Source organism: Kribbella sp. NPDC051587 (assembly GCF_044453945.1).
Lineage (GTDB): Bacteria > Actinomycetota > Actinomycetes > Propionibacteriales > Kribbellaceae > Kribbella.
This window is the reverse complement of record NZ_JBITDE010000003.1, coordinates 369,330-390,403: the sequence shown is the minus strand read 5'-3', so window position 1 is coordinate 390,403 and position 21,074 is coordinate 369,330. Positions and strand designations below refer to the sequence as shown.

Genomic DNA, 21,074 nt, shown 5'->3' with positions numbered 1-21,074 from the left:
GCGGGATGATGGGGGCATGGCCGGTACGGCGTTGGGCGAGCTAAGGCTGACGTATGAGGGTGGCGGGCGGACGTTGGGTGGTGAGGGGTCTGAGCGTGCGGCGTTGGTTGGTTATGGGTCGGGGGTTTGGGAGTTTGCGGCGCGGGAGGTTCTTCGGTGGGGTGTGAAGACGCGCAGTGGGTTCTCGGTTGCGGATGATCGGCCGGTTGCTGTGGGCAACAGGTACTGGATTGTTGCCCACCTAGGACCATTCCGGATCCACGAGCCGGTTGAGGTTGTTGCCGTGGTCAACGAACCGGATCGCGTGGGCTTCGCGTACAGCACGCTGGTTGGTCATCCGATCAGCGGCGAAGAGGCCTTCGTCGTGGAACGCCGTACCGACGACTCGGTGTGGTTGACCATTCGGTCCCTCAGCCGGCCCGCGGCCGGGAGATGGCGGGCTGCCTATCCCCTGGCCCGCCTCGCCCAACCCCTCTACCGCCAGCGATACCTTCGTGCACTCGGTGGGAGTTGATCAGGGTGGTGCAGCTTCCGTTGGCCGGCGGGTGCACGTTGCCGGTGGTGGATGCGGAGTGTGCGCGCGAGTGGATGGGTGTCGTGCACAGGGTCGCGCGAGACGCGGGCTGGCGGGTGAGTGGGACGGCGCTTCCTCCGACTGTGGGACAGAACTACTACGCGGTCGACTGCGAAGGTCTACTGCAACTGCGACTGAACGTGCCACTGCGCTTGGTGGGAGCGGTGTACGACGCCGACAGCCGACTGAATGCGGAGTTTCGCGACGTACCCGGGCCTGACGCATTCGGCGAAGCGGGGTTTGCGGTCGCTAGCGTCACGCAGCTTGAAGGCGGATTCACCGACTCGGACCTCGCGCAGTTGACGGAGCCCGAGCGCAAGGACATCGCCCACCATCGGGTCTGGCGGCTCGGGGATGTCGTCTTCAACTGGTTCGACTAAGCCAGGGCATCCAGCTCCTTGAGGTCTTCAGCAGTTAAGGAAACGGCAGCTGCGGCGAGGTTTTCTTCCAAGTGCTCCAAGCTGCGGGTACCGGGGATCGGCGCGACGCAAGGGTCGTGGGCCAGGAGCCAGGCGAGGGTCAACGCGGCCGGCGTGGTGGCGTACTCGGCAGCCAGGCCTTGTACGACGGGGTGATCCGTAGGCGACGGGAATTGGGAGAACGCCGAGCCCAGCGGGAAGTAGGGGACCCAGGCGATGCCGTGGTCAGCGCAGAGCGCCAGTTCGTCTTCGTGGGTGCGATCCAACAGCCCGTAAGCGTTCTGGACGCAGGCAAGCCCAACGGGAAGGGCGTGCTCAATCTGCGCCGTACTGACGTTGCTGAGGCCAATCGCACCGATCAGCCCTTCGTCGCGGAGGGCGATGAGCTCAGCCAACTGATCATCGATCGGTACGACGTCGTCGCCGCGAGCGATCAACCCAGGACCTTGGTCGGCGCGGCGGAGGTTGACGACGGCGATCTGCTCAAGGCCGAGAGTGGCGAGGTCGAGCTGAACCTGCGCGCGCAATTCATCCGGCCGCTGGGCAAGCGCCAGCGGCACCGGAGCGTCCACGCGTTGCGCGCCCACCTTGCTGACGATCACGAGATCATCCGAGTACGGCGCCAACGCCGCGCGGATGTGGTCGTTCACGACCGCGTCGCCGTAGAACGATGCCGTGTCCAGGTGATTCACACCGAGCTCGACAGCACGCCGCAGTACGGCGGTTGCCGCGGCCCGGTCCACCTTCTCCAACTGCATGGCGCCGTACCCGAGCCGGGCGATCTCGTGACCGGCCAGCTCGAGAGTGCCGCCGGGTCGCTGCGTCGTACTCATCCAGACTCCTCCGAAGGGGTAAAGTGGAGTTTTCTCCACTTACGACGACGATAACACTAACTGGAGGTTTCTCCACTTATGCGGGCGGATGCGGCGCGGAAGCGTGAGCAGGTGGTGGCCGCGGCGGTCGGCGAACTGGCGGATCTCGCCAAGGCGGCGCGCAAGGGCGAGCCGACGCGCCTGTCGCTCGACCAGGTCGCGGCGCGGGCCGGCGTGGGAATCGCGACGCTGTACCGGCACTTCCCCACCCGCGAGGCGCTCCTCCAGGCGGTCTACCAGCAGGAGCTGACCCGCCTCTGCGATGAAGCTCCCGAGCTGGCCGCACAGGGTCCCGCTGATGCCGGGCTGCTGGCCTGGATGGGCAGCTACCTCGACTTCATCGACTCCAAGCGCGCGATGGGCGACAGCCTGCGCACGCTGGTCGCATCGGGCGCCATCACCCAGTCGGAGACCCGCACCCGGGTCGCCGCCGCGATCGGCCACTTCCTCACCGCCGGCGAAAAGGCAGGCACCTTCCGACACGGCATCCCACCAGATGATGTCGTCGCCGCCATGCTCGGCGCCGCGGTCGCGGCCGCACCAGACGAGCAGCACGAACAGGCCCGACGACTCCTCGTCCTCATCATCAACGGCCTTCGCCTCACTCCTTGAGACGCCCTAAGTCGACCGCATCACTCGACTTAGGCTGAGCAGTATGGCGGAGTTCCTGTGGTACATCCCGAACCAGGTCGAGCCCGGACACCGGGGTGACGACGCAACCAGCGGCCACAACAGCCTCGACCGGCTGACCGAGCTGGCTACGCTGACCGAGCAGCACGGCTGGAGCGGCGCGCTCCTTGGCACTGGCTGGGGCCGCCCCGACACCTTCACGGTGACAGCCGCACTTGCAGCCCGTACGACGACCTTCCGGCCGCTGGTCGCGATCAGGCCGGGCTACTGGCGGCCGGCGCACTTCGCGTCCGCAGCCGGCACGCTCGATCAGCTGAGTGGTGGACGCCTGCTGGTCAACATCGTCTCCGGCCAGGACAACCTGAAGGCGTACGGCGATTCCGAGGGTGACCAGGCCCAGCGCTACGCCCGCACCAAGGAGTTCCTCCAACTGGTACGCCGGTTATGGACCGAGGAGAACGTCACGTTCACCGGCGAGTACTTCCAGGTGACCGACTCCACGGTCGCCACGCGTCCCGTCGTACCGCCCAAGCTGTACTTCGGTGGTGCATCCGACGCGGCGCAGCGAGTCGCAGCAACCGACGCGGACGTGCAGTTGTTCTGGGGTGAGCCGCTCGACGGTATCGCGGCCCGCATCAGCCGTCTCAACGAACTGCAGAACGAGCTCGGCCGTGAACACAAGCCGCTCGAGTTCGGCCTGCGCATCACCACACTCGTCCGCGATACCACCGAGCAGGCCTGGGCCGACGCCGAAGCCAAGGTCGCGACGATGGCCGAGAACGCCGGCGACCGTGACCACCGCTGGTTCAAGGCGGTCGGCCAGCAGCGGCTGATCGACCTCGCGGCCCGCGGTGACGTCCTCGACGACAACCTCTACACAGCCCCCGGCAAGTACGGCGGTGGCGGCGCCGGTACGACGTGGCTCGTCGGCTCGGCCGAAGACGTCGCGAAGTCCCTGAAGAAGTACCAGGACCTCGGCATCACGACCTTCATCCTGTCCGATACGCCGTACCGCGAGGAGACCATCCGCATCGGCGACCAACTGCTACCACTACTACGCTGACCGCCCCGGCCGCCCGTTCCGCGCCAGGACGACCACCATCACCACCGGAGCCGCAAGCAGCGCGACAGCAGCCGGCACACCCAGATACCCCGGCAGCGTGTAGCCGAGATCCACGGTCGCGAACGCCTGCACCGACGCGTACCCGAACGGCGTGATGAACGTCGCCAGCCACTTCTCGCGGTCTGTCCACCGATCCGAGGTCCACAGCAGGTACAGCCCGGCGAACCAGCCGACCAAGAAGATGTAGACACCGAACGGCAACAGGAAGAAGACGGCGATCTCGCGCCCGCGAAAGCGCGGCTGCGGCGGTGCGGCGGGCTGGGGTTCGACCAGCACCAGCCCATCCGACGCGGCGGCGACGATGTCGCGAGGTTCGCCCAACTGCTTGAGCATCCGCCGGACGTCGTCCTCCGACGTGGCTCCGGCCGCCCGCGCCTCGGCGATGTGCGCCGTGACGTCGACCATCAAGTCGGTACGGCGTTCCTCGGGCAACGGCTCGGCCGCCAGCACCAGGTCGCTCACGTACGCCGCGATCAGCCGGTCCACGCTCATTTCTTCGTCCCCTCGTTGCCCCGCCGCAGGATGTCGTCGACAGACGTCCGGAATCGCTCCCAGTCGGCGGTGAAGTCGGCCAGCGCCTGACCGCCCTCGGCCGTGGACCGGTAGTAGCGGCGCGGCGGACCGGACTCGGACTCACGCCAACTGGTCTCCACCAGACCTTCCCGCCGCAGTCGTGCCAGCAGCGGGTAGATCGTGCCTTCGGTGGTGACCATCCCGTCGATCTCGCCGAGCTCCTTGACCAGGTCGAACCCGTACCGCTCCTCCCCCTGCAGCAGCGCCAGGACGCAGAACTCCAGCGTCCCGCGCCGCAGCTGGGTGAAGGCCTTCTCCGCTACCATGCGAAACAAGGTACCTGTCAACGCCAAAGCTAACAACCCCAGGGGTCGGCCTCAGTCGGTCTTCGGCCGGACGGCGAACATCACGGCGAGGATGAAGCCCGGGATCGCCAGCACCCACATCGAGCTCAGCCCGAGCAGCACCGGCGCGAGACAGATCAGCAGCACGTCGAACCCACGCATCGGCTGCGAGAACAACCCCGGCGGGATCGCACCCATCGGCGAGGCGACCAACGGCCCGCTGTACGACGGGGGCCGGGCCGAGGCCTGCCGGACCGCACCCGCGATCACACCGGCCCCGATGGCGAACGTCGAGGCGCCGCTACCGATCACCGGGTACGCCGCGGCCGCCCAGACGATCGTGATGAGCCCCGGCGCAACCGCCATCAGCACGCGCAACTCACGCAGGTCGTAGCCGAGCGCTCGCACCAATCCCTTGGACCGGCACACCGTCCGCAGTCCGTCCATCAACGGCCGGATCGCCGCGAACCCGGCGAACCCAGCGGCGATCGGAACCAACGGATCGAAGCCGGCTCCCGCGACCGCATAAGGCACCACCAGCAATGCGAACCCGATCACCAACCGCCGCGGCCAGCGCAGGATCCGCACGAACTCACGCTGGATCAGCGCCCCACCATGCGACCCTCTCCCCCGCCGCGTCCGCGCCCGACCCGCCAGCCGCCAGTGCCGCCCGGAGACGACATCGGCCAGCATGCTCGGATCCAAACTGCTCGCCGCACCCGCCAGCCCGGTCAGTAGTTCTCCACCAGCGATCACACTCGTCCGACTCAGCCGCCCAAGCGTTCGAGCGGTCAACAGCACCAGGGCGACGACGACCACCAGCGCCACTGTGCAGATCACCAGCAGCCGGATGTCCTGCGGATTCAGCCACGCTGGCTCGATGCCGTACCAGTGCTCATTGTTCACGCCAGTGGTCGGGTAGCCCCACGCGATGAGGACATCAGCCGTCTGGATGTTCACCGGGTCCCGGAACCGCTCCACGGCAAGCCACACCGCCGGAATCACCGCAGCAACCAGCAACAGGTCGGCGACCCGCAACGTCCACCACCCACGCCGCTCACTCTCCTGCGCCCACACCGTCACACACGCCGCGCACACCATCAGCGCGGTCGTCACGACCGACACCTCAGCCAGCGACGTGAACGGCGAGCCCAGTACAGCCCACGCCGCCGTCGACACGACTCCACCGACTACCGCCGTACCGGCAACAGCTTTCCAGTACGTCGGACGCAGCATCGCGCTCCGGTTGACCGGCGTACCGAGAAGCCAGAAACCCGTCGCTCTCGAGGCGGAGACCGGACCGATACTCGACAGCACCCGCAAGGTGGTTGCCACCAGCAACGGAACCAGGATGTACGGCAGTACCTGCCACAGCCGCATGCAGTGCAGGGAGTCGCACGTGGTCATGTCGGCGTTCAGGTGCTTGACGACGTTCCCGCCCGTCGCACCGAGCATGGCGAGCGTGAAGATGACCAGGTAGACGTCCTCGAACAGCTGCCCGAACGTGCGGTCCGCATGCTTCCGCCGCGTCTCGGCCATCCATTTCCGCAACGCACGCGGACTGGGGATCGCGCCGAAGTCGGCCGGATCGAAAGTGACTGGTTCGCTCATGGGAGGGGAGTTAACGTGACGACGGAGTCGGCCACCGCCTCGACGAGGGACGGCTCGTGGCTGGCGAAGAGGATCGACGTACCGGCCTTCTTCTCTTCGATCAGCCGCTCCGACAACCACTTCACGCCCTCGACGTCCAGCCGGGCCTCGGGCTCGTCCAGAACCATCAGCTTGCGCGGACGCACCAGTGCGGTCGCCAGCGCGAGCCGACGCCGCTGACCGGACGACAACGAGCCCGGAAGCTGGTCGGCGGCCGGGAGCAGACCGATGTCGTGCAGCAGTGTGTCGACCAGGTCCTCCGGCGTCGCGTTGCCGTGGGCGCGCGCGAGCAGGTCGAGATGCTCGGCCGCGGTCAGGTCGGGGAAGAAGTCGAGGTCATCGAGCAGGGTCGCGACGTCGCGGCGGACGACCTCGGACCGTTCGTCGATCGGCTGACCGTCGAGCAGGATGGTGCCCGCCGCGGGTTCGGCCGCGCCGACGATGCACTTGAGCACGGTGGTCTTGCCGGCCCCGTTCGGCCCGACGAGCGCGATCGCCTGACCGGCGCGCAGGGTGAAGGTCAGCCCCTCGATCACCGGCCGGTCGCCGTACTTGTGCTGCAGGTCCTTGATCGCCAGCCGCGGCGTCGCCTTGCTCACTTCTTGCGGACCAGGGTCAGTCCGTCGCCGATCCCGAGGATCGTCACGTCGACCCGCTCGTCCTTGGCGATGTGCGCGTTGAACTCCTTGCGGTCGCTCGGACCGTCCGGGTCGGCCACCCGGCCGCCGGCGAGCGTGTTGTCGAACAGCAGTACGCCGTTCGGCCGGATCAGCGGCAGCAGCTTCTCGAAGTAGTCGATGTACCCGGGCTTGTCGGCGTCGACGAAGGCCAGGTCGAACGAACCGTCCAGCTCGGCCGCGAGCGCGTGCCCGTCACCGATCCGCAGCTCGATCTTGTTCGACACCCCGGCCCGCTCCCAGTAGCGGCGGCCGATCGCCGTCCACTCCTCGCTGGCGTCCAGGCAGATCAGCTGCCCGTCGGCCGGCAGGCCGCGCGCGATCGCCAGCGCGGAGAAGCCGGTGAAGGTCCCGATCTCGACCGCCCGCCGCGCCGAGATCAGCTGGGTGAGCGTGGTCAGCAGGCCGGCCTGGTCCGGCGTCGTCAGCATTTCGGAGACGTCACCGAGCTCCTGCGTCTCGGCAACCAGTGCGGAGGCGATCTCGTCCAGCGGTGTGCCGTTCGCCACCATGTAAGCGTGCAAGTCGTCGGTTACCTGAACTTGTGAGCCCATCAGTACCCCTCCATGTATTAAGACGGTCGCCTGTAGTCTCTATGGGTTGCCCGAACGCCGAACAAGCACCCCACCCGAGGAGCACACCCGTATGCAGATCGCCGTCGCCGGATCGATTGCGACCGACATCCTGATGACGTTCCCGGGCCGGTTCAAGGACCAGTTCCTCGAGGAGCAGATGCACAAGGTCTCCTTGTCGTTCCTGGTCGACGAACTGGTCGTGCACCGCGGCGGGGTCGCCGCGAACATCTGCTACGGGATGGCGCAGCTCGGGCAGCCGTCGCTGCTCGTCGGCTCGGTCGGCGCGGACTTCACCGAGTACGGCGCGGCGCTCGCCGACGCCGGCGTGGACGTCTCCCACGTGCGCATCTGTGCGAACGTACACACCGCCCGGTTCACCTGTACGACGGACCTGGACGCCAACCAGATCGCCTCGTTCTACACCGGTGCGATGGCCGAGTCCCGCGAGCTCGACCTGGGCGCGATCCACGCGGCCAGCGGTGGGATCGACCTGGTGCTGATCGGTGCCGACGACCCCGAGGGCATGGTCAAGCACACCGAGCTGGCCAAGCAGCACGGGATCGCGGTCGCCGCCGACCCGTCCCAGCAGCTGGCCCGGATGGACGGCGCGGACATCCAGCGCCTGATCGACGGTGCGACGTACCTGTTCAGCAACGAGTACGAAGCCGGCCTGATGGTGCAGAAGACCGGCTGGAGCCACGACGAGATCCTCGGCAAGGTCGGCGTCCGCGTCACCACGCACGGCGGCGACGGCGTCGTGATCGAGAACTCCGAAGGCATCATCACCAAGGTCCCCGCGGTCCCCGCACCGGGCCTGGTCGACCCGACCGGCGGCGGCGACGCGTTCCGCGCGGGCTACCTGACCGGCCGCGCGGCCGGTCTCGAGCACGAGGTCTCGGCCCAGATCGGCTGCACCCTGGCCACCACCGTCCTGGAGACGGTCGGCACCCAGGAGTACACCCTGGACCGCGCCAAGTTCCTCGAGCGGATGTCGAACGCGTACGGCGCCGACGCCGCCGACACCGCCGCGGCCTCCGGGGCGATCAAATCTGCTTGACCCTCTCCAGCGTGAAGGTCGCCTGCCGACTGTTGGCGACCCCGACCCTGATCCGGTAGCCCGCGAAGTTCGCTGACTTCTTCGGACCGAGGGTGACCTGCCGCGCGCCGTAGGAGAACCGCACGGCAGTCCACATTCGTTCGTACCCGATGACCACACCATCGCCGCAGCTGATCCCGCCGTCGCTGACAAAGATGCCGCCCGCACCGGACATCGTCAGCTGCCCGTTCTTGAGCACCCCGCTACAGCCCACCGGCGTGGGCGTCGGAGCCGCCGTGGGAGTAGGAGTCGGCGTGGGCGTCCGGCTCGCCGAGGGCGTCGGCGACTGCGCGCCCGGTCGGCTCTGCAGCGTCCCCTGACCGCCACAGCCCGCCAGCAGCAAACCGGCGAGAAGGACTGCTGACAACCGTGTGTGACCCATGCACAGCAGTCTGTCCGCCCGCGCCTCCCTCCACCGCGGGCTGACAGCAAACGGTCACAGCCGATCGAGTACGCCGGTCTGCGCGAGCAGCGCGAACCGGTCGGGGCAACCCCAGTGCTCGACGATCTGCCCGTCGACGACCCGCGCCATCTCGAACAACGCCATGTCGATCGGCGCGTTGCTCGGCGGCCCGAAGAACCCGCCGGTCGCAGTCCCCCGCGCGCGACCCCGCGCCCACACCACGTCACCGACGACCACGGTGTCCTCCAGGGTGTAGATGAGATCCGGCATGATCGAGTGCACCTGCCGGATCGCCGCCTTCACGTTCTGGTGCGCCTCGGCGCCGGTCCCGGCCAGCCCGAACTGGTGCTCCACCATCTCCGGTGCACACACCTCGTCGACGATCGCGTCGTTCCCGGTCGCGAACCCCTCGTGCAGGATCCGCTCCAGCACCGCCAGCGGTCCGGTCGCCGTACCGCTCGGCATCGCTTTGTCCGCAGCCATGTCTCCCCCTCGAAGTCTCGATGCACTCCTTGTGCATTCGATGCAGTGTCACTGCACTGAACACAGTGATAGTGTGCCGACATGGCCGAAGCTGTCAAGTCCTATCGCCAGGCGCAGGCGGAGGAGACCCGGATCCGGATCGCGCAGTCCGCGCGCCGGCTCTTCGCGGCCCAGGGCTACGGCGCGACCAGCATCGACGCGATCGCCAAGGACGCCGGGGTGGCGACCAGGACGGTCTACTCGGCCTTCGGCACCAAACGCGAGATCCTGTCGCTGATCTGCGACCTCTGGCTGGCCGAGGCCGGCGCGATGGAACGCGCCCACCAGGTCTTCGCCATCGAGGACCCCACCGCCCGCCTCCGCGGCGCCGCCAACTGGCTCACCAACCTGTACGCCGCCGGATTCGACGTCGTACTGATCTTCGAGGCCGCCACCGACGAGAGCCCCGAGACCAAAGCCCTCCTGCGCGCCAAACTTGCCGGACGCAACCAAGTCATGGACGCCATCATCGAGTCCCTGAAGGCAGAACTCCGCATCCCCCTCAAGCAGGCCCAAGCCGTCTACCGAGCCCTGGCCGCCCCCGGCGTCTACCAAGAGCTCGTCGACGAGTCCGGCTGGACCCCCACCGAGTTCGAGCAGTTCGTTGCCGACTCCCTAACCCGCCAACTCCTCTAACCTCCTCCCCGCGGGATGGGACCGTAGCGTCCGAAAACACGCCGACCAGGTGCTGCGGGGCTTCGGACGTTGGGGTCAGAGGCGGGGGTCTACGGGCTCGGACTCCAGGGCCAGTACGGCGAAGACGCATTCGTGGATGCGCCAGAGGGGTTCGCCGCGGGCGGCTCGTTCTAGGGATTCCAGGCCTAGGGCGTACTCGCGGAGGGCGAGTGAGCGTTTGTGGCCGAGGTTGCGGTCGCGGAGCCGGGCGAAGTTGGCGGGCTCGGTGTAGTCGGGACCGTAGATCAGCCGCAGGTACTCGGGCCCGCGCACCTTTAGACCCGGCTGAGCCAGGCCCTTGGCGGTTCGGACGAGGTTGGCGGCCGGCTTCACGACCATGCCCTCACCACCCGCGCCGGTCAGCTCCTCCCACCAGGCCACGCCGTCGGACCAGTTGTCGGCATCCACGAACAGCCGTCGGGTCGCCGTCACCACGTTAGGGCCTGCAGCAACCATTCGGTCCGCGATTCCCAGGTGCCAGGCGTGCGGTCGATCCTGGTACGTCGTTCCCTCCGTCGCCAGCACCTGGAACGGCGCCAGCCGAACGCCATCGAGCCCGTCCGTCGGCCAGCAATACCGCCGGTACGCCTCGGTGAACAGCCCAGCGTTGACCGCACGCTGCGACATCGTGGACAGCAGGTCACCGACATCCAGCCCGGCGACTACCGCCGACGACAGTGCAGCAGTTGCGGCAGGCAACGACGTACGGGCAGCAGCACCAACTGCGGCGTACTGGTTCCGCAGCAGGTCCTCGGCTTTCGCGCTCCACGGCAGGAGCTCGGCGTCCAGCAGCAGCCAGGACGTGTCGAGCTCCTCGAACAGACCCGCCTCGACCGCAACCGCGCGCAGTCGCAGCAGCAGCTCGTCGGTCAGCGAAGGATCGAAGAACGAGCGACCGGTGCGCGTGTGGATCGCACCTCGGCCAGCGAGCCCGAAGCGCTTCTCGGCAACGTCATCATCGCGCGTCAGCAGCACGACCGCCCGCGAACCCATGTGCTTCTCCTCGCACACGAGCTCGGTCACACCCTGACCGCGGTACGTCTCGAAGGCCTGCAGCGGTGTTCCAGCAGCCCAGGTTCGGGCGACGTCGCAACCGGGCTCATCGTCGGTGGCAGGTAGAGCAGGAAGCGAGGGTCGATCGCGAACCGGCTCATCACCTCCAGCGCCGCGCCGGCCTGCTCGGCACGCACGCTCAACCGTCCGTGCGACGACGTCTCGATCACTCGCCGACCGGTGACATCGGTCAGCTCGAGTACGTCGGGCTCGCGCGAGGGAGCCGATGCCACGTGCAACGGTTTCGCGGGCGCGTAGTACTCCTTGGCCGACTGGACCTGGACCAGCTCGCGCTCCGGGTACCGCAGGGCAGTCAGCGAGCCACCGAAGACCGCCCCGGTATCCAGACAGATCGTGTTGTTGATCCACTCCGGCTCCGGTGTCGGCGTGTGTCCGTACACGACCGTCGCCCGACCGCGGTACTCGTTCGCCCACGGGTAACGCACCGGCAGGCCGAACTCATCCGTCTCGCCTGTCGTTTCGCCGTACAGGCAGAAGGAACGGACGCGACCCGAGGCGCGGCCATGCATGCGCTCTACCAGTCCGGCGTGCGAGACAACCAGCTTGCCGCCGTCGAAGACGTAGTGCGAGATCAGCCCATCGATGAACGTCGCCACCTCGGCGCGGAACTCGGGAGTCTCCTCCTCGAGCTGTGCCAGCGTCGTCTCGAGACCATGGCTGACCTTCACGTTGCGCCCCTGCAGAGCGCGCAGCAGCTTGTCCTCGTGGTTACCCGGCACGCAATAAGCGTTGCCCGCAGCAACCATTCCCATCACCAGCCGCAGTACGCCCGGGCTGTCCGGACCACGGTCGACAAGGTCCCCGACGAAGACCGCGCGCCGCTCATCGTGCTGAGCATCGATCGGCCGACCCAAGGCGTCCCGGGTCAGTGAGTACCCGAGGTCGGTCAGCAGCTGCTCAAGCTCCGGCCGGCATCCGTGGACGTCACCGATGATGTCGAACGGGCCGGTCTGGTCCTTCACATCATTGAACAGCCGGGTCCGTTCGATGCTGACGGCATCGATCTCCTCGACGCTGCTCAGCACGTGAACCTTGCGGAAACCCTCCCGCTTCAGGCTCTTCAGCCCACGCTTCAGCTGGCCGAGCTGCCGCGTCACGACCTTCGCACCGAACTGCCGATCGGCCCGCTGCTCGTTCCGCTCCACCGCGACCCGCTCTGGCGGGTCAAGCACGATCGCCACCGGCAGTACGTCGTACTCGCGGGCCAGCGCGACCAGCTCCCGCCGAGCCTCCGGCTGCACGTTGGTCGCGTCGATCACGGTCAGCCGACCGGCCGCCAAACGCTTACCAGCAATGAAATGCAGGACCGCGAACGCATCCTTGGTCGCCGCCTGGTCGTTCTCGTCGTCCGACACCAGACCACGACAGAAGTCGCTCGAGATCACCTCGGTCGCCTTGAAGTGCTTCCGCGCGAAGGTCGATTTCCCCGACCCGCTCACTCCAACGAGAATCACCAGCGACAGCGCCGGTACGTCGATCATCATGCTGCCACCTCCGACCGACGGAAGAGCGCGAGCTGGGTCGGCGGACCGACCTCGGGATCGTCAGGACCAACCGGCCGGAACTCGACCGCATAGCCGTACCGCTCCGCGACCTCCGAGGCCCAGGTCTGAAACTCCGACCGAGTCCATTCGAACCGGTGGTCAGGGTGCCGGAACTCACCAGCCGGCAGCGACTCGAACCGTACGTTGTACTCACTGTTCGGAGTGGTCACCACGACCGCGGCCGGCCGGGCCGCCTGGAACACCGAGTACGACAGCGCCGGCAGCCGCGGCGCGTCGACGTGCTCGATGACCTCCATCAGTACGGCGGCATCGAGCCCGGCCAGGCGCTCGTCGGCGTACGTGACCGACGACTGCAGGAACCGCAGCCGGTCCCGCTGCCGATCCGGTAGGTCGTCGTAGTGCAGTCGCCGTTTCGCCGAGATCAGCGCCCGCGCCGACACGTCGGTCCCGATCAGTTCGCCGATCATCGGGTCCTTCAGCAGCTCCCCCACCAGCGCGCCCTCACCACACCCGACATCCACGATCCGCCGCGCCCCGAGCTCCCGCAGTACGGCGGCAACCGTCGTACGGCGCTCGACCGCCAGCGACACCGGTCCTTCGGACTCCGTCTCCTCGTCGGCCACCTCGACACCATCCACCTCGGCGAGTCGCTCGAGCGCGTCGTCGGACAGGTAGCGGCGGTGCGCGAGGTAGCGGTGCGAGATCAGGTCCCTCTCCGGGTGCGTGCCGAGCCAGCCGGCGCCGGCCCGGACCAGCTTGTCGACCTCGTCGGAACCGACCCAGTAGTGCTTGGCGTCATCCAGCACGGGGAGCATCACGTACAAGTGATTGAGTGCATCGGCCAGCCGTACGACGCCGGTCAGCCGCAGATCGACGTACCGGGAGTCACCCCAGGACGGGATCTCCGGGTCGAGCGGCACCGGGCGCGCGTCGACCGTCCAGCCGAGTGGCGCGAACATCCGCTCGGCCAGCTCAGAACCACCGCGGCACGGTAGCGCCGGGACGTGGATCTCCAGCGGGATCGCGGCGGCCGCGAGCTCGGGACGCGCGTCGCAGCGGCCGATCATCGCGGTCCGGAAGAACTTGCTCAGCGCGACCGCGAGCAGGCTGGAGGCGGCGTACGGGCGATCGTTGACGTACTGACCGAGCGTGAAGCCCTCCGACGATTTCCCGCGGCCGGCCCGCACGAGTGCGATCGGGTCGATCTCGAGCAGGAGCGCCGCCGTACAGCGTTCGTCGGTCGCCTCGGGGTAGAAGACATGCGCTGTCCCACCGGTGATGTCGGTGCGCTGCGGACGTCGCGGGTTCTTGTGCAACAGGAACCCGAAATCGCTCGCGGGGAGGTCGAATCCGGTCAGGTCGGTGGTCAGCGTCAGGAACACCGGCCCATTCGATCATGACCGGCACGTAAAGCCTTTGTCCTTTTAACGATCGGAGGCTGAGACACGCGTGGCGATGCCTGGCGTGTCGGGGGTTTTGGTTCTAGCTTGTTGTGCAGTAAGAGAGTCGCTACAGATCGTTCTTCCCCGCTGACACTCGGTACTTGTCCCCGGTTTGTGGCGAGCGCCCAACCGCGCCCGGCAGCTCTGCGCGCCGGGCTCACACGGGGAAAGGACCAATGAAACCCCAGACCTTCGAACTCCTGCGCTACACCGACATCAGCGGGGTCTCCGGCACCGGCATCGTCGCCGAAGGTTGTGTCTTCACCGACGGCTCAGTGGCTTTGCGCTGGCACGGCGCCAACCCGTCCACGGCTGTCTGGCCGGACCTCGACTCGATCCTCGCCGTCCACGGCCACTGCGGCGCCACCGTCGTCCGATGGCTGGACGTGTCCGAGATGGAGCCGGTCCCCGGCACCGACCTGCTGCCCGGCGAGGTCGCGCACATCCTCGCCACCGGACGGCACACCCACCACAAGGCGGTCTCCGCCTGACCCCTGATCCGAAAGGGCTTCGGCTGGCCGCCGGACTACGGGGTGAGGCCGGTCAGCGCGAAGAACTCCTGCCGCGAACCCGGCTTGTCGCGGAGGATGCCCTGCAGTGACGAGGTGACGGTTCGCGAGCCCACCGCACGCACTCCGCGCAGCGACATGCACTGGTGCTCGGCCTCGATCACGACCCCGACACCCTTCGGCGCGAGATGGTCCTGGAGCCAGTCGGCGACCTGCTTGGTCAGCCGCTCCTGCACCTGAAGATCGCGCGCGAACAGCTCGACCACCCGGGCCAGCTTGGACAGCCCGAGGATCCGGTCGCCCGGTAGATACCCGACGTGCGCCACACCCGTGAACGGCAGCAGGTGGTGCTCGCACAGCGACTGCACCGGGATGTCCTTGGCCAGGACCAGCTCGTCGTACCCCTCGTCGTTCGGGAACGTCGTGAGCGCGAACTCGCGCGGCGTCAGCATCTCGGCGTACGCCTTGGCCACCCGGCGCGGGGTGTCGGCCAGGTGCACGCTCTCCGGGTCACGTCCGAGCGCCTTGAGCAGATCAGCGACCGCACGCTGGGCGGCGGGCAGGTCGATCTGGGCCCGGCCCGCGACGATATGCAGTGGTACGGGTTCGAGATCGGCCGAGATCGCCATCTGCCACACTCCCTGAGAGTTCAACGAGCCGCCATCATACTGTTAAAGCAATAGATGTTGTCGATAGAATCAGCTCGTGGACAACCGCTGGAAGGCCGTCGCCGTACTCGAGGAGCCCACCCGGCGCCGCCTCTACGAGTACGTCGTCGCCCAGGCCGCGCCGGTGAGCCGCGACGACGCGGCGACGGCGCTGGCGATCCCGCGGACGACGGCCGCCTTCCACCTCGACCGGCTGACCGAGGAAGGTCTGCTCGCCACGTGCTTCGAGCGCCGTACCGGCCGCACCGGCCCTGGCGCCGGCCGCCCCGCCAAGCTCTACCACCGCTCCGACGCCGAGATCGAGATCAGCCTCCCCGAGCGCCAGTACGCCGTCGCCGGCCACCTGCTCGCGGCCGCCATCGAGGACGCCGAATCCACCGGCGGCTCGCCCCGGGCCGCGGTCGACCGGTTGGCCCGGGAGTACGGCGAGACCCTCGGCCGAGCCGACCTCCCACTGATCGAGATCCTCGAGCGGCACGGCTTCGAACCCCACGCCGACGGCGACGACCTCATCCTCGCCAACTGCCCCTTCCGCCGCTTGGCCACCCACCACGGCGCACTCGTCTGCACCATGAACCTCAACCTCCTAGCCGGCTTGCTCACCACCACCAGCTCCCCCCACGAAGCCCGCCTGGCCCCTACCCCCGGTCATTGCTGTGTGCGTCTCGTAGGCTCGGCGGGTGGCTAAGAGCAAGCAGTCGGCGGGCACGCCGGCGACGGTGGCGTTGACGAAGGCGAAGATCGAGTTCAGCACGCACGCGTATGACCACGATCCGGCGGCCAAGTCGTACGGACTGGAGGCCGCCGAGGCGCTGGGGCTGGAGCCGGAGCAGGTGTTCAAGACGCTGCTGGTCGAGGTCGACGGCAAGCTGACGGTCGGCGTCGTACCGGTGGACAGGCAGCTCGACCTCAAGGCGATCGCTGCCGCAGCCGGTGGGAAGAAGGCAGTGATGGCCGACCCGGCCGCCGCCGAACGCACCACTGGGTACGTCGTCGGTGGGATCAGCCCGATCGGTCAGAAGCGCCCGCTGCCTACGGTCGTCGACAGTACGGCGGCCGACCACCCGACCGTTTATGTGTCCGGTGGCCGGCGGGGGCTCGACATCGGCCTCTCCCCCACCGACCTCATCGCGGTCACGAACGCCCGTACGGCGGCTATCGCACGCTGACGTTCTGAACCAGCGCGGTCCCGTTGTAGACGTTCATCCCGAACTGGCCGGACTTGTGTTCGGTGTCGACGGCGTCGATCACCTGCTTGCCGTCGAGCGCGACCTTGATGTTCGACCCGGCGGTCTGCACCGTGAAGTGGTACGTCCGCCCACGCTCGACCTGCAGTGGAACCGTCGCGATGTCGCGACCCGGCCGCCAGAGCTTCACCACGTTGGCCGCCGCATCAACGTTGACCGTGTAGTGCTGTGACGCGTCCTTGGTCGCCCGGAAGGTGAGCGCGGCCGCGACGCCGTCGACCAGCCGGACGTCCCCGTCCAACGTGAAGTCGGAGCCGATCGCCGTACTGAGGTAGAAGGCGTCGCCGGGTGACTTGCCTTGTTTGCCGTCGGCAACATCTGCCCACTGACCGCGGGCGGCATACCAGGGACCGTCCAGGTTGGTGTGCAGCGTCGCCTCACCCAGCGGCCGCCAGATCGAGGCGAGCTCGTGGATGGTCAGCGAGTCGAGCCGGAGGCGGCCCTCGGTGAACAGTTCGAGGCCGTCCCCACCAGGCAGGCCGTCGAAGTTCACGTTGTAGCTCTGGTAGACGTCGCCATCGTTGCCGAAGACATCAAGTTGGCCACGATCAACGAGCAACCGCACCCGGACCTTGCCGCCGCTCGGCTTCAGCGCGACCCCGTTCAGCTGCTGCGACCGAGCGTCGTACGCGATGTCTCGATCGAACCACCCGTCAGGCCCGGTGTGCAGCCGGAACCCGAACCGCTGCACATCCCGTACGTCGACCACCGCGTCGAGCTCGTAGGTGTTGACCCGCACCCCGGCCAGCAGCTCGCGGGCAGCCTTCGCGTCGAGACTCAGGTTCTTCCAGGTCCGCGTGTTCTCCCGCAGCGTCTCGATCTCGCGGACCGGGTTGGCGACAACCCGGATGCCGTCGGCGGTCCGGCGCAGTTTGAGATCGACCGGGAATGACGCGTTGCCCGTCCAGATGGAGCCGTAGTTCTCGCCCTGCCAGGCCATCGACACAACGCGATCGCCCTTGAGGTTGGCGAAGTTGAGGGCCGCGTAGTACCCGGCTCCGGCGTGCGTATCGGTCTGGTTGATCTTCTGCGGCACACTCCAGTCGGAGTGGAACGCCGTACCGTCCCAATCGCCGACGTAGTACTCACCGCTGCCGGCATGCAGGACCCAGTGGTACCCACCGTCGAGCGGCATCCGGATCATGTTCGGGCACTCGAACAGCCAACCGGCCTTGAACCGCGAGGCGAAGGACCAGTGCAGCAGATCGGTCGAGACGAAGAAGTCGACTCCGTTGCCGCCGGCATCGGACCAGACGACCATCCCCCAGTGCTGCGACACCGGGTCCCAGAACACCTTCGGGTCGCGACTGTCACCCTCCGGTACGACGACCTTCCGGCCACCGTCGTACGTCTGGAAGGTGTTTCCGCCGTCCAGACTGTAGAAAACGGTCACCCCGCGAGTCCCGGAGTACACGAGAATCGGGTCGTGGTCGCCGTTCTTGAGGCCGCTCACGTTGCCGCAGTCAACGACTCCACCGCCTGACCACAGGTCGCCCGGATGGATCGAAGGGTCGAGCGCGATCGGCCGCTGCTGCCAGTGCACGAGATCGGTACTGGTTGCATGCCCCCAGTGCATGGTGTCCCAGTGCAGGGCGTTCGGTGCGTGCTGGAAGTACAGGTGATACACACCGCGGTAGTACAGCGGTGCGTTCGGGTCGTTCATCCAGCCACTGCGCGGGCTGAAGTGAAACTGCCCGCGGTTGTCCTCTTGGTAGTTGGTCGCGGCGTACGGAAAAGAAGAGGTCATGAGTCCACCAGGTTGGGCGGGGCGTCTGGGTCGCCGGGGCGTAGCGCCCCGGTCATGAGAGAGACCACCTGGCTCATCGACGCGTCCGCCGGACGTACGACGGCAGCGCGGCGACCGAGCCGGTGGACGTGGATACGGTCGGCGATCTCGAACACCTGCGGCATGTCGTGACTGATCAGAACCACCGGCAGCCCGCGGTCGCGGATCCGCCGGATCAGATCGAGGACCTGGCGCGATTCCTTGACCCCGAGTGCGGCGGTCGGCTCGTCCATGATGACCATCTTGCTGCCGAACATCGCGGCCCGGGCGACCGCGACGGCCTGCCGCTGCCCTCCGGACAAGGTCTCCACCAACTGGCCGATGTGCTGCACGGTTTCGATGCCTAAGGCATCGAGTTGCTGCTGGGCCTGCTCCCGCATCGCACTCCGGTCGAGCAGCCGGAACACCGATCCCAACGGCCCGGTACGGCGTACCTCCCGGCCGAGGAAGAGATTCGTGGCGATGTCCATCGCGGGAGCCAGGGCCAGCGTCTGATGAACGGTCTCGATCCCGGCGTGCCGGGCGTCGAGCGGCGAATGGAAGTGCGTCTCCTCGCCGTCGAGCAGGATCGTGCCCTCGTCCGGGATGAGCGCTCCCGAGAGCGCCTTGATCAGGCTGGACTTGCCGGCGCCGTTGTCGCCGACCACGGCGAGCACCTCACCGCCGTACAGGTCGAAGTCGGCACCGTCGATGGCGGTCACCCGGCCGTACCGCTTGACCAGGCCACGGGCCTGCAGTGCGGGCGTGGTCATCGCGACCTCCTACGGACGACCTGGTCGAAGGCGACGGCCGCGATCACGAGCACACCGGTCGCGACGTCCTGGTAGAGGCTGTCGATACCGGCCTGCGTCAGACCGCTCCGCAGGACCGCGACGATCAGTGCACCGACCACCGTGCCCATCACGCTGCCGCGACCGCCGAAGAGGCTGGTGCCGCCGATGACGACGGCGGTAATGCTGTCCAGATTGCCGGTCTGGAAGGCGTTCGGGTCGGCGTTCGGGATCCGGCCGAGGGCTTGCCAGGCGGCGAAGGCGTAGATCACGCCGGCCACCAGGTAGACGCTGAACCGGGTCCGGCCGACGTGGATACCGGTCAGCCGGGCCGCCTCCGGATCGTTGCCCAGGGCATAGACATGTCGACCCCAGGCCGTCCGGGTGAGCGCGTACCAGGTGATCGCGAACATCACCACGGCCAGCGTCATCCCGTGCGTCACCTTGATCTGCCCGAACAGGTAACCACCCTCGCCGAGCACGCCGAGCAGGTTGTCGGTGACCGGGTACGAGTTGCCTTCGGAGTACAGGCGACCCGCTGCCAGTACGACGGTCAGCATGCCGAGCGTGACGATGAACGGCGGCAGGTTCAGCATCGTCACCAGGCCACCGGAGATCGCGCCGAGTGCCGCGCACACGATGAAGCCCGCGATCAGTGCCACCACCGAGTTGCTGCCATCAGTCACCAGCCGCGCAAGCACCATCGTGCCCAGCACCATGATCGCCGCGTTGGCCAGGTCGATCCCACCGGTCAGCACAATCAACGTCTGCCCCAGCGCCAGCGTCGCCACCACCAACGACTGCTGCACCACCAAACTGAGGTTGTCCACAGTAAGAAAGGTGCTGGTGGTCACCGCAAACACGATGATCGCCAGAATCAGCGCGGCCAGCGGTCCAAGTGCCGGGTTGTGCAGAAGCGCGTCGGTCGAGCGGTTCCGAAGCGATGGTGCCGCGTTGTCGCTCACGTCAGCCCCAGCAGTTCTGGGCGCCCCAGGTGGTGTCCTTGCTGTCCAAGCCGGGGAGGGGCTTGTCGGTGATCAGCTGGGCGCCGGTGTCCTGGAAGCCGGTGGGCTTCTTGCCGTCCTTGGCGAAGGCGACGACCGCGTCGACGCCTTGTTCGGCCATCTTCTTCGGGAACTGCATGACGGTGGCCAGGTACTTGCCGGCCTTCACGTCGGCGACGCCTTGGCAACCGCCGTCGATGGAGCCGACTGCGACCTTGCCCGCCAGACCCTTGGCGGTCAGCGCGGCTACGGCGCCGCGGGCGGCGGGCTCGTTGAGGGTGTAGACGGCGTTCACCGTCGCGTCGCGCTGGAGGAGGTTCTCCATCGCGGCCTGGGCTTTGTTCTGGTCACCGTTGGTCGGTGCCGCGCCGATGATCGCGGGATCGCCGTCCTTCAGGCCCATCCCCTGCAGGAAACCCTTGTGCCGCTGCTCGTCCACCGTGCCGCCCGGCGTACCGTCCATCATCAGCAACCGCGGGGCGGTGGAGCCGAGCGTCGCCTTGATGTACTTGCCCTCGAGCTCACCCGCGGTCGTGTTGTTGGTCGCGTAGGTCGCGTCGACGGCGTCCTTCGGATCGGTCTCGGTGTCGAGGGCGATCACCAGAACACCCTTCTCCTTGGCCTGCTTGAGCGCCCCGAGGATGCCGGTCGAGTTGCTCGGCGTGATCAGGATGCCCTTCACGCCTTGCTGGACCAGGTTCTCGATCGCGGCGACCTGTCCCTCGTTGTCGCCGTCGAACTTGCCGGCCACCGCGATCACCTCGGCCCCCGACTGCGCGGCGTGCGCCTTGGCCGACTCGCGGAGCTTCACGAAGTACGGGTTGGTGTCGGTCTTGGTGACGAGTCCGATCTTGACCGGGCCGGTGCTCGTACCACCGTCACCACTACCGGACTTGGTCTGCGTACACGCTGCGGTGGCCAGGAGCGTCACCATCGCAACAACGGCGACAGGTGCGGTTCTTTTCACGGGTCTGCCCTCCCGAGCAATGTGTCAGC

23 protein-coding genes and 1 pseudogene are annotated in these 21,074 nt (G+C 67.5%); 9 read left to right on the top strand and 15 right to left on the bottom strand.

Translation table 11 applies throughout. The features are described 5' to 3' along the window. Nucleotides 1-16: 16 nt before the first annotated feature. Together ACIA49_RS14030 and ACIA49_RS14025 are read left to right on the top strand one after the other, a co-directional pair. Nucleotides 17-514, top strand: coding sequence for a DUF1990 family protein (locus ACIA49_RS14030; RefSeq protein ID WP_396377524.1), 498 nt, complete (start codon nt 17-19; stop codon nt 512-514). 8 nt (nt 515-522) lie between these two features. Then, nucleotides 523-954: a hypothetical protein gene (locus ACIA49_RS14025; RefSeq protein ID WP_396377523.1), complete on the top strand. Its 432-nt coding sequence runs from the start codon at nt 523-525 to the stop codon at nt 952-954. Here the strand turns inward: ACIA49_RS14025 and ACIA49_RS14020 are convergent. Continuing rightward, nucleotides 951-1,826, bottom strand: a complete 876-nt coding sequence (locus tag ACIA49_RS14020) for an aldo/keto reductase (RefSeq protein WP_396377522.1) — start codon at nt 1,824-1,826, stop codon at nt 951-953. The two genes, ACIA49_RS14025 and ACIA49_RS14020, sit on opposite strands and share 4 nt — an antisense overlap. A gap of 78 nt (nt 1,827-1,904) precedes the next feature. On the opposite strand from ACIA49_RS14020, the gene ACIA49_RS14015 reads away from it, so the two are divergent. Together ACIA49_RS14015 and ACIA49_RS14010 are read left to right on the top strand one after the other, a co-directional pair. After that, nucleotides 1,905-2,477: a TetR/AcrR family transcriptional regulator gene (locus tag ACIA49_RS14015; protein ID WP_396377521.1), complete on the top strand. Its 573-nt coding sequence runs from the start codon at nt 1,905-1,907 to the stop codon at nt 2,475-2,477. Nucleotides 2,478-2,520: 43 nt separating this feature from the next. Beyond that, nucleotides 2,521-3,558: an LLM class flavin-dependent oxidoreductase gene (locus tag ACIA49_RS14010; RefSeq protein ID WP_396377520.1), complete on the top strand. Its 1,038-nt coding sequence runs from the start codon at nt 2,521-2,523 to the stop codon at nt 3,556-3,558. On the opposite strand, the gene ACIA49_RS14005 is transcribed toward ACIA49_RS14010, so the two are convergent. From ACIA49_RS14005 to ACIA49_RS13985, 5 genes are read right to left on the bottom strand one after another with little or no spacing between them, the layout of a single operon-like run. Further along, the gene (locus ACIA49_RS14005; protein ID WP_396377519.1) at nt 3,550-4,110 is read right to left on the bottom strand and encodes an HAAS signaling domain-containing protein; all 561 of its coding nucleotides are present in this window, start codon (nt 4,108-4,110) and stop codon (nt 3,550-3,552) included. The genes ACIA49_RS14010 and ACIA49_RS14005 overlap by 9 nt on opposite strands. Beyond that, a complete protein-coding gene (locus tag ACIA49_RS14000) occupies nt 4,107-4,457 on the bottom strand; it encodes a PadR family transcriptional regulator (protein WP_396377518.1) in 351 nt (116 codons plus the stop codon). The genes ACIA49_RS14005 and ACIA49_RS14000 overlap by 4 nt, the downstream gene beginning before the upstream one ends. Before the next feature lie 51 nt (nt 4,458-4,508). Continuing rightward, on the bottom strand, nt 4,509-6,086 hold the full coding sequence (locus tag ACIA49_RS13995; RefSeq protein WP_396377517.1) for a DUF6297 family protein: 1,578 nt from the start codon (nt 6,084-6,086) through the stop codon (nt 4,509-4,511). Beyond that, a complete protein-coding gene (locus ACIA49_RS13990; protein WP_396377516.1) occupies nt 6,083-6,724 on the bottom strand; it encodes an ATP-binding cassette domain-containing protein in 642 nt (213 codons plus the stop codon). The genes ACIA49_RS13995 and ACIA49_RS13990 overlap by 4 nt, the downstream gene beginning before the upstream one ends. Continuing rightward, nucleotides 6,721-7,314 carry an O-methyltransferase gene (locus tag ACIA49_RS13985; protein ID WP_396377844.1) on the bottom strand — a complete coding sequence of 198 codons (594 nt, stop codon included), beginning with the start codon at nt 7,312-7,314 and terminating at the stop codon, nt 6,721-6,723. Before ACIA49_RS13985 ends, ACIA49_RS13990 begins: the two co-directional genes overlap by 4 nt. 133 nt (nt 7,315-7,447) lie before the next feature. On the opposite strand from ACIA49_RS13985, the gene ACIA49_RS13980 reads away from it, so the two are divergent. After that, a complete protein-coding gene (locus ACIA49_RS13980; RefSeq protein ID WP_396377515.1) occupies nt 7,448-8,434 on the top strand; it encodes a carbohydrate kinase family protein in 987 nt (328 codons plus the stop codon). Here ACIA49_RS13980 and ACIA49_RS13975 read toward each other — a convergent pair. Together ACIA49_RS13975 and ACIA49_RS13970 are read right to left on the bottom strand one after the other, a co-directional pair. Continuing rightward, nucleotides 8,421-8,855 carry a hypothetical protein gene (locus ACIA49_RS13975; protein WP_396377514.1) on the bottom strand — a complete coding sequence of 145 codons (435 nt, stop codon included), beginning with the start codon at nt 8,853-8,855 and terminating at the stop codon, nt 8,421-8,423. The genes ACIA49_RS13980 and ACIA49_RS13975 overlap by 14 nt on opposite strands. Nucleotides 8,856-8,909: 54 nt before the next feature. Further along, the gene (locus tag ACIA49_RS13970; protein WP_396377513.1) at nt 8,910-9,359 is read right to left on the bottom strand and encodes an ester cyclase; all 450 of its coding nucleotides are present in this window, start codon (nt 9,357-9,359) and stop codon (nt 8,910-8,912) included. Between the two features lie 81 nt (nt 9,360-9,440). On the opposite strand from ACIA49_RS13970, the gene ACIA49_RS13965 reads away from it, so the two are divergent. Further along, complete coding sequence (locus tag ACIA49_RS13965; RefSeq protein WP_396377512.1) at nt 9,441-10,034, top strand: TetR/AcrR family transcriptional regulator; 594 nt, start codon at nt 9,441-9,443, stop codon at nt 10,032-10,034. Nucleotides 10,035-10,109: 75 nt separating this feature from the next. On the opposite strand, the pseudogene ACIA49_RS13960 reads toward ACIA49_RS13965, so the two are convergent. Both ACIA49_RS13960 and ACIA49_RS13955 read right to left on the bottom strand, forming a co-directional pair. Continuing rightward, nucleotides 10,110-12,628 (bottom strand): annotated as a pseudogene (locus ACIA49_RS13960) (polynucleotide kinase-phosphatase). Next, complete coding sequence (locus tag ACIA49_RS13955) at nt 12,628-14,034, bottom strand: 3' terminal RNA ribose 2'-O-methyltransferase Hen1 (RefSeq protein WP_396377511.1); 1,407 nt, start codon at nt 14,032-14,034, stop codon at nt 12,628-12,630. The pseudogene ACIA49_RS13960 and the gene ACIA49_RS13955 overlap by 1 nt, the downstream one beginning before the upstream one ends. Nucleotides 14,035-14,270: 236 nt before the next feature. Between ACIA49_RS13955 and ACIA49_RS13950 the strand changes: the two genes are divergently transcribed. Continuing rightward, the gene (locus ACIA49_RS13950) at nt 14,271-14,585 is read left to right on the top strand and encodes a hypothetical protein (protein WP_391548363.1); all 315 of its coding nucleotides are present in this window, start codon (nt 14,271-14,273) and stop codon (nt 14,583-14,585) included. A 35-nt stretch (nt 14,586-14,620) separates the two neighbouring features. On the opposite strand, the gene folE is transcribed toward ACIA49_RS13950, so the two are convergent. Further along, a complete protein-coding gene (folE, locus tag ACIA49_RS13945) occupies nt 14,621-15,232 on the bottom strand; it encodes a GTP cyclohydrolase I FolE (protein ID WP_396377510.1) in 612 nt (203 codons plus the stop codon). A 76-nt stretch (nt 15,233-15,308) separates the two neighbouring features. Between folE and ACIA49_RS13940 the strand changes: the two genes are divergently transcribed. Both ACIA49_RS13940 and ybaK read left to right on the top strand, forming a co-directional pair. Continuing rightward, nucleotides 15,309-15,959, top strand: a complete 651-nt coding sequence (locus tag ACIA49_RS13940; RefSeq protein WP_396377509.1) for a helix-turn-helix transcriptional regulator — start codon at nt 15,309-15,311, stop codon at nt 15,957-15,959. After that, nucleotides 15,952-16,440 (top strand): Cys-tRNA(Pro) deacylase, encoded by a 489-nt coding sequence (gene ybaK, locus ACIA49_RS13935; protein WP_396377508.1) that lies wholly within the window; start codon nt 15,952-15,954, stop codon nt 16,438-16,440. Before ACIA49_RS13940 ends, ybaK begins: the two co-directional genes overlap by 8 nt. Here the strand turns inward: ybaK and ACIA49_RS13930 are convergent. From ACIA49_RS13930 to ACIA49_RS13915, 4 genes are read right to left on the bottom strand one after another with little or no spacing between them, the layout of a single operon-like run. After that, the gene (locus ACIA49_RS13930) at nt 16,427-18,265 is read right to left on the bottom strand and encodes a glycoside hydrolase family 32 protein (protein WP_396377507.1); all 1,839 of its coding nucleotides are present in this window, start codon (nt 18,263-18,265) and stop codon (nt 16,427-16,429) included. The two genes, ybaK and ACIA49_RS13930, sit on opposite strands and share 14 nt — an antisense overlap. Further along, a complete protein-coding gene (locus ACIA49_RS13925; RefSeq protein WP_396377506.1) occupies nt 18,262-19,056 on the bottom strand; it encodes an ATP-binding cassette domain-containing protein in 795 nt (264 codons plus the stop codon). Before ACIA49_RS13925 ends, ACIA49_RS13930 begins: the two co-directional genes overlap by 4 nt. After that, the gene (locus ACIA49_RS13920) at nt 19,053-20,039 is read right to left on the bottom strand and encodes an ABC transporter permease (RefSeq protein WP_396377505.1); all 987 of its coding nucleotides are present in this window, start codon (nt 20,037-20,039) and stop codon (nt 19,053-19,055) included. The genes ACIA49_RS13925 and ACIA49_RS13920 overlap by 4 nt, the downstream gene beginning before the upstream one ends. Nucleotide 20,040: 1 nt before the next feature. Continuing rightward, nucleotides 20,041-21,045 carry a substrate-binding domain-containing protein gene (locus ACIA49_RS13915; RefSeq protein WP_396377504.1) on the bottom strand — a complete coding sequence of 335 codons (1,005 nt, stop codon included), beginning with the start codon at nt 21,043-21,045 and terminating at the stop codon, nt 20,041-20,043. Between the last annotated feature and the right edge of the window lie 29 nt (nt 21,046-21,074).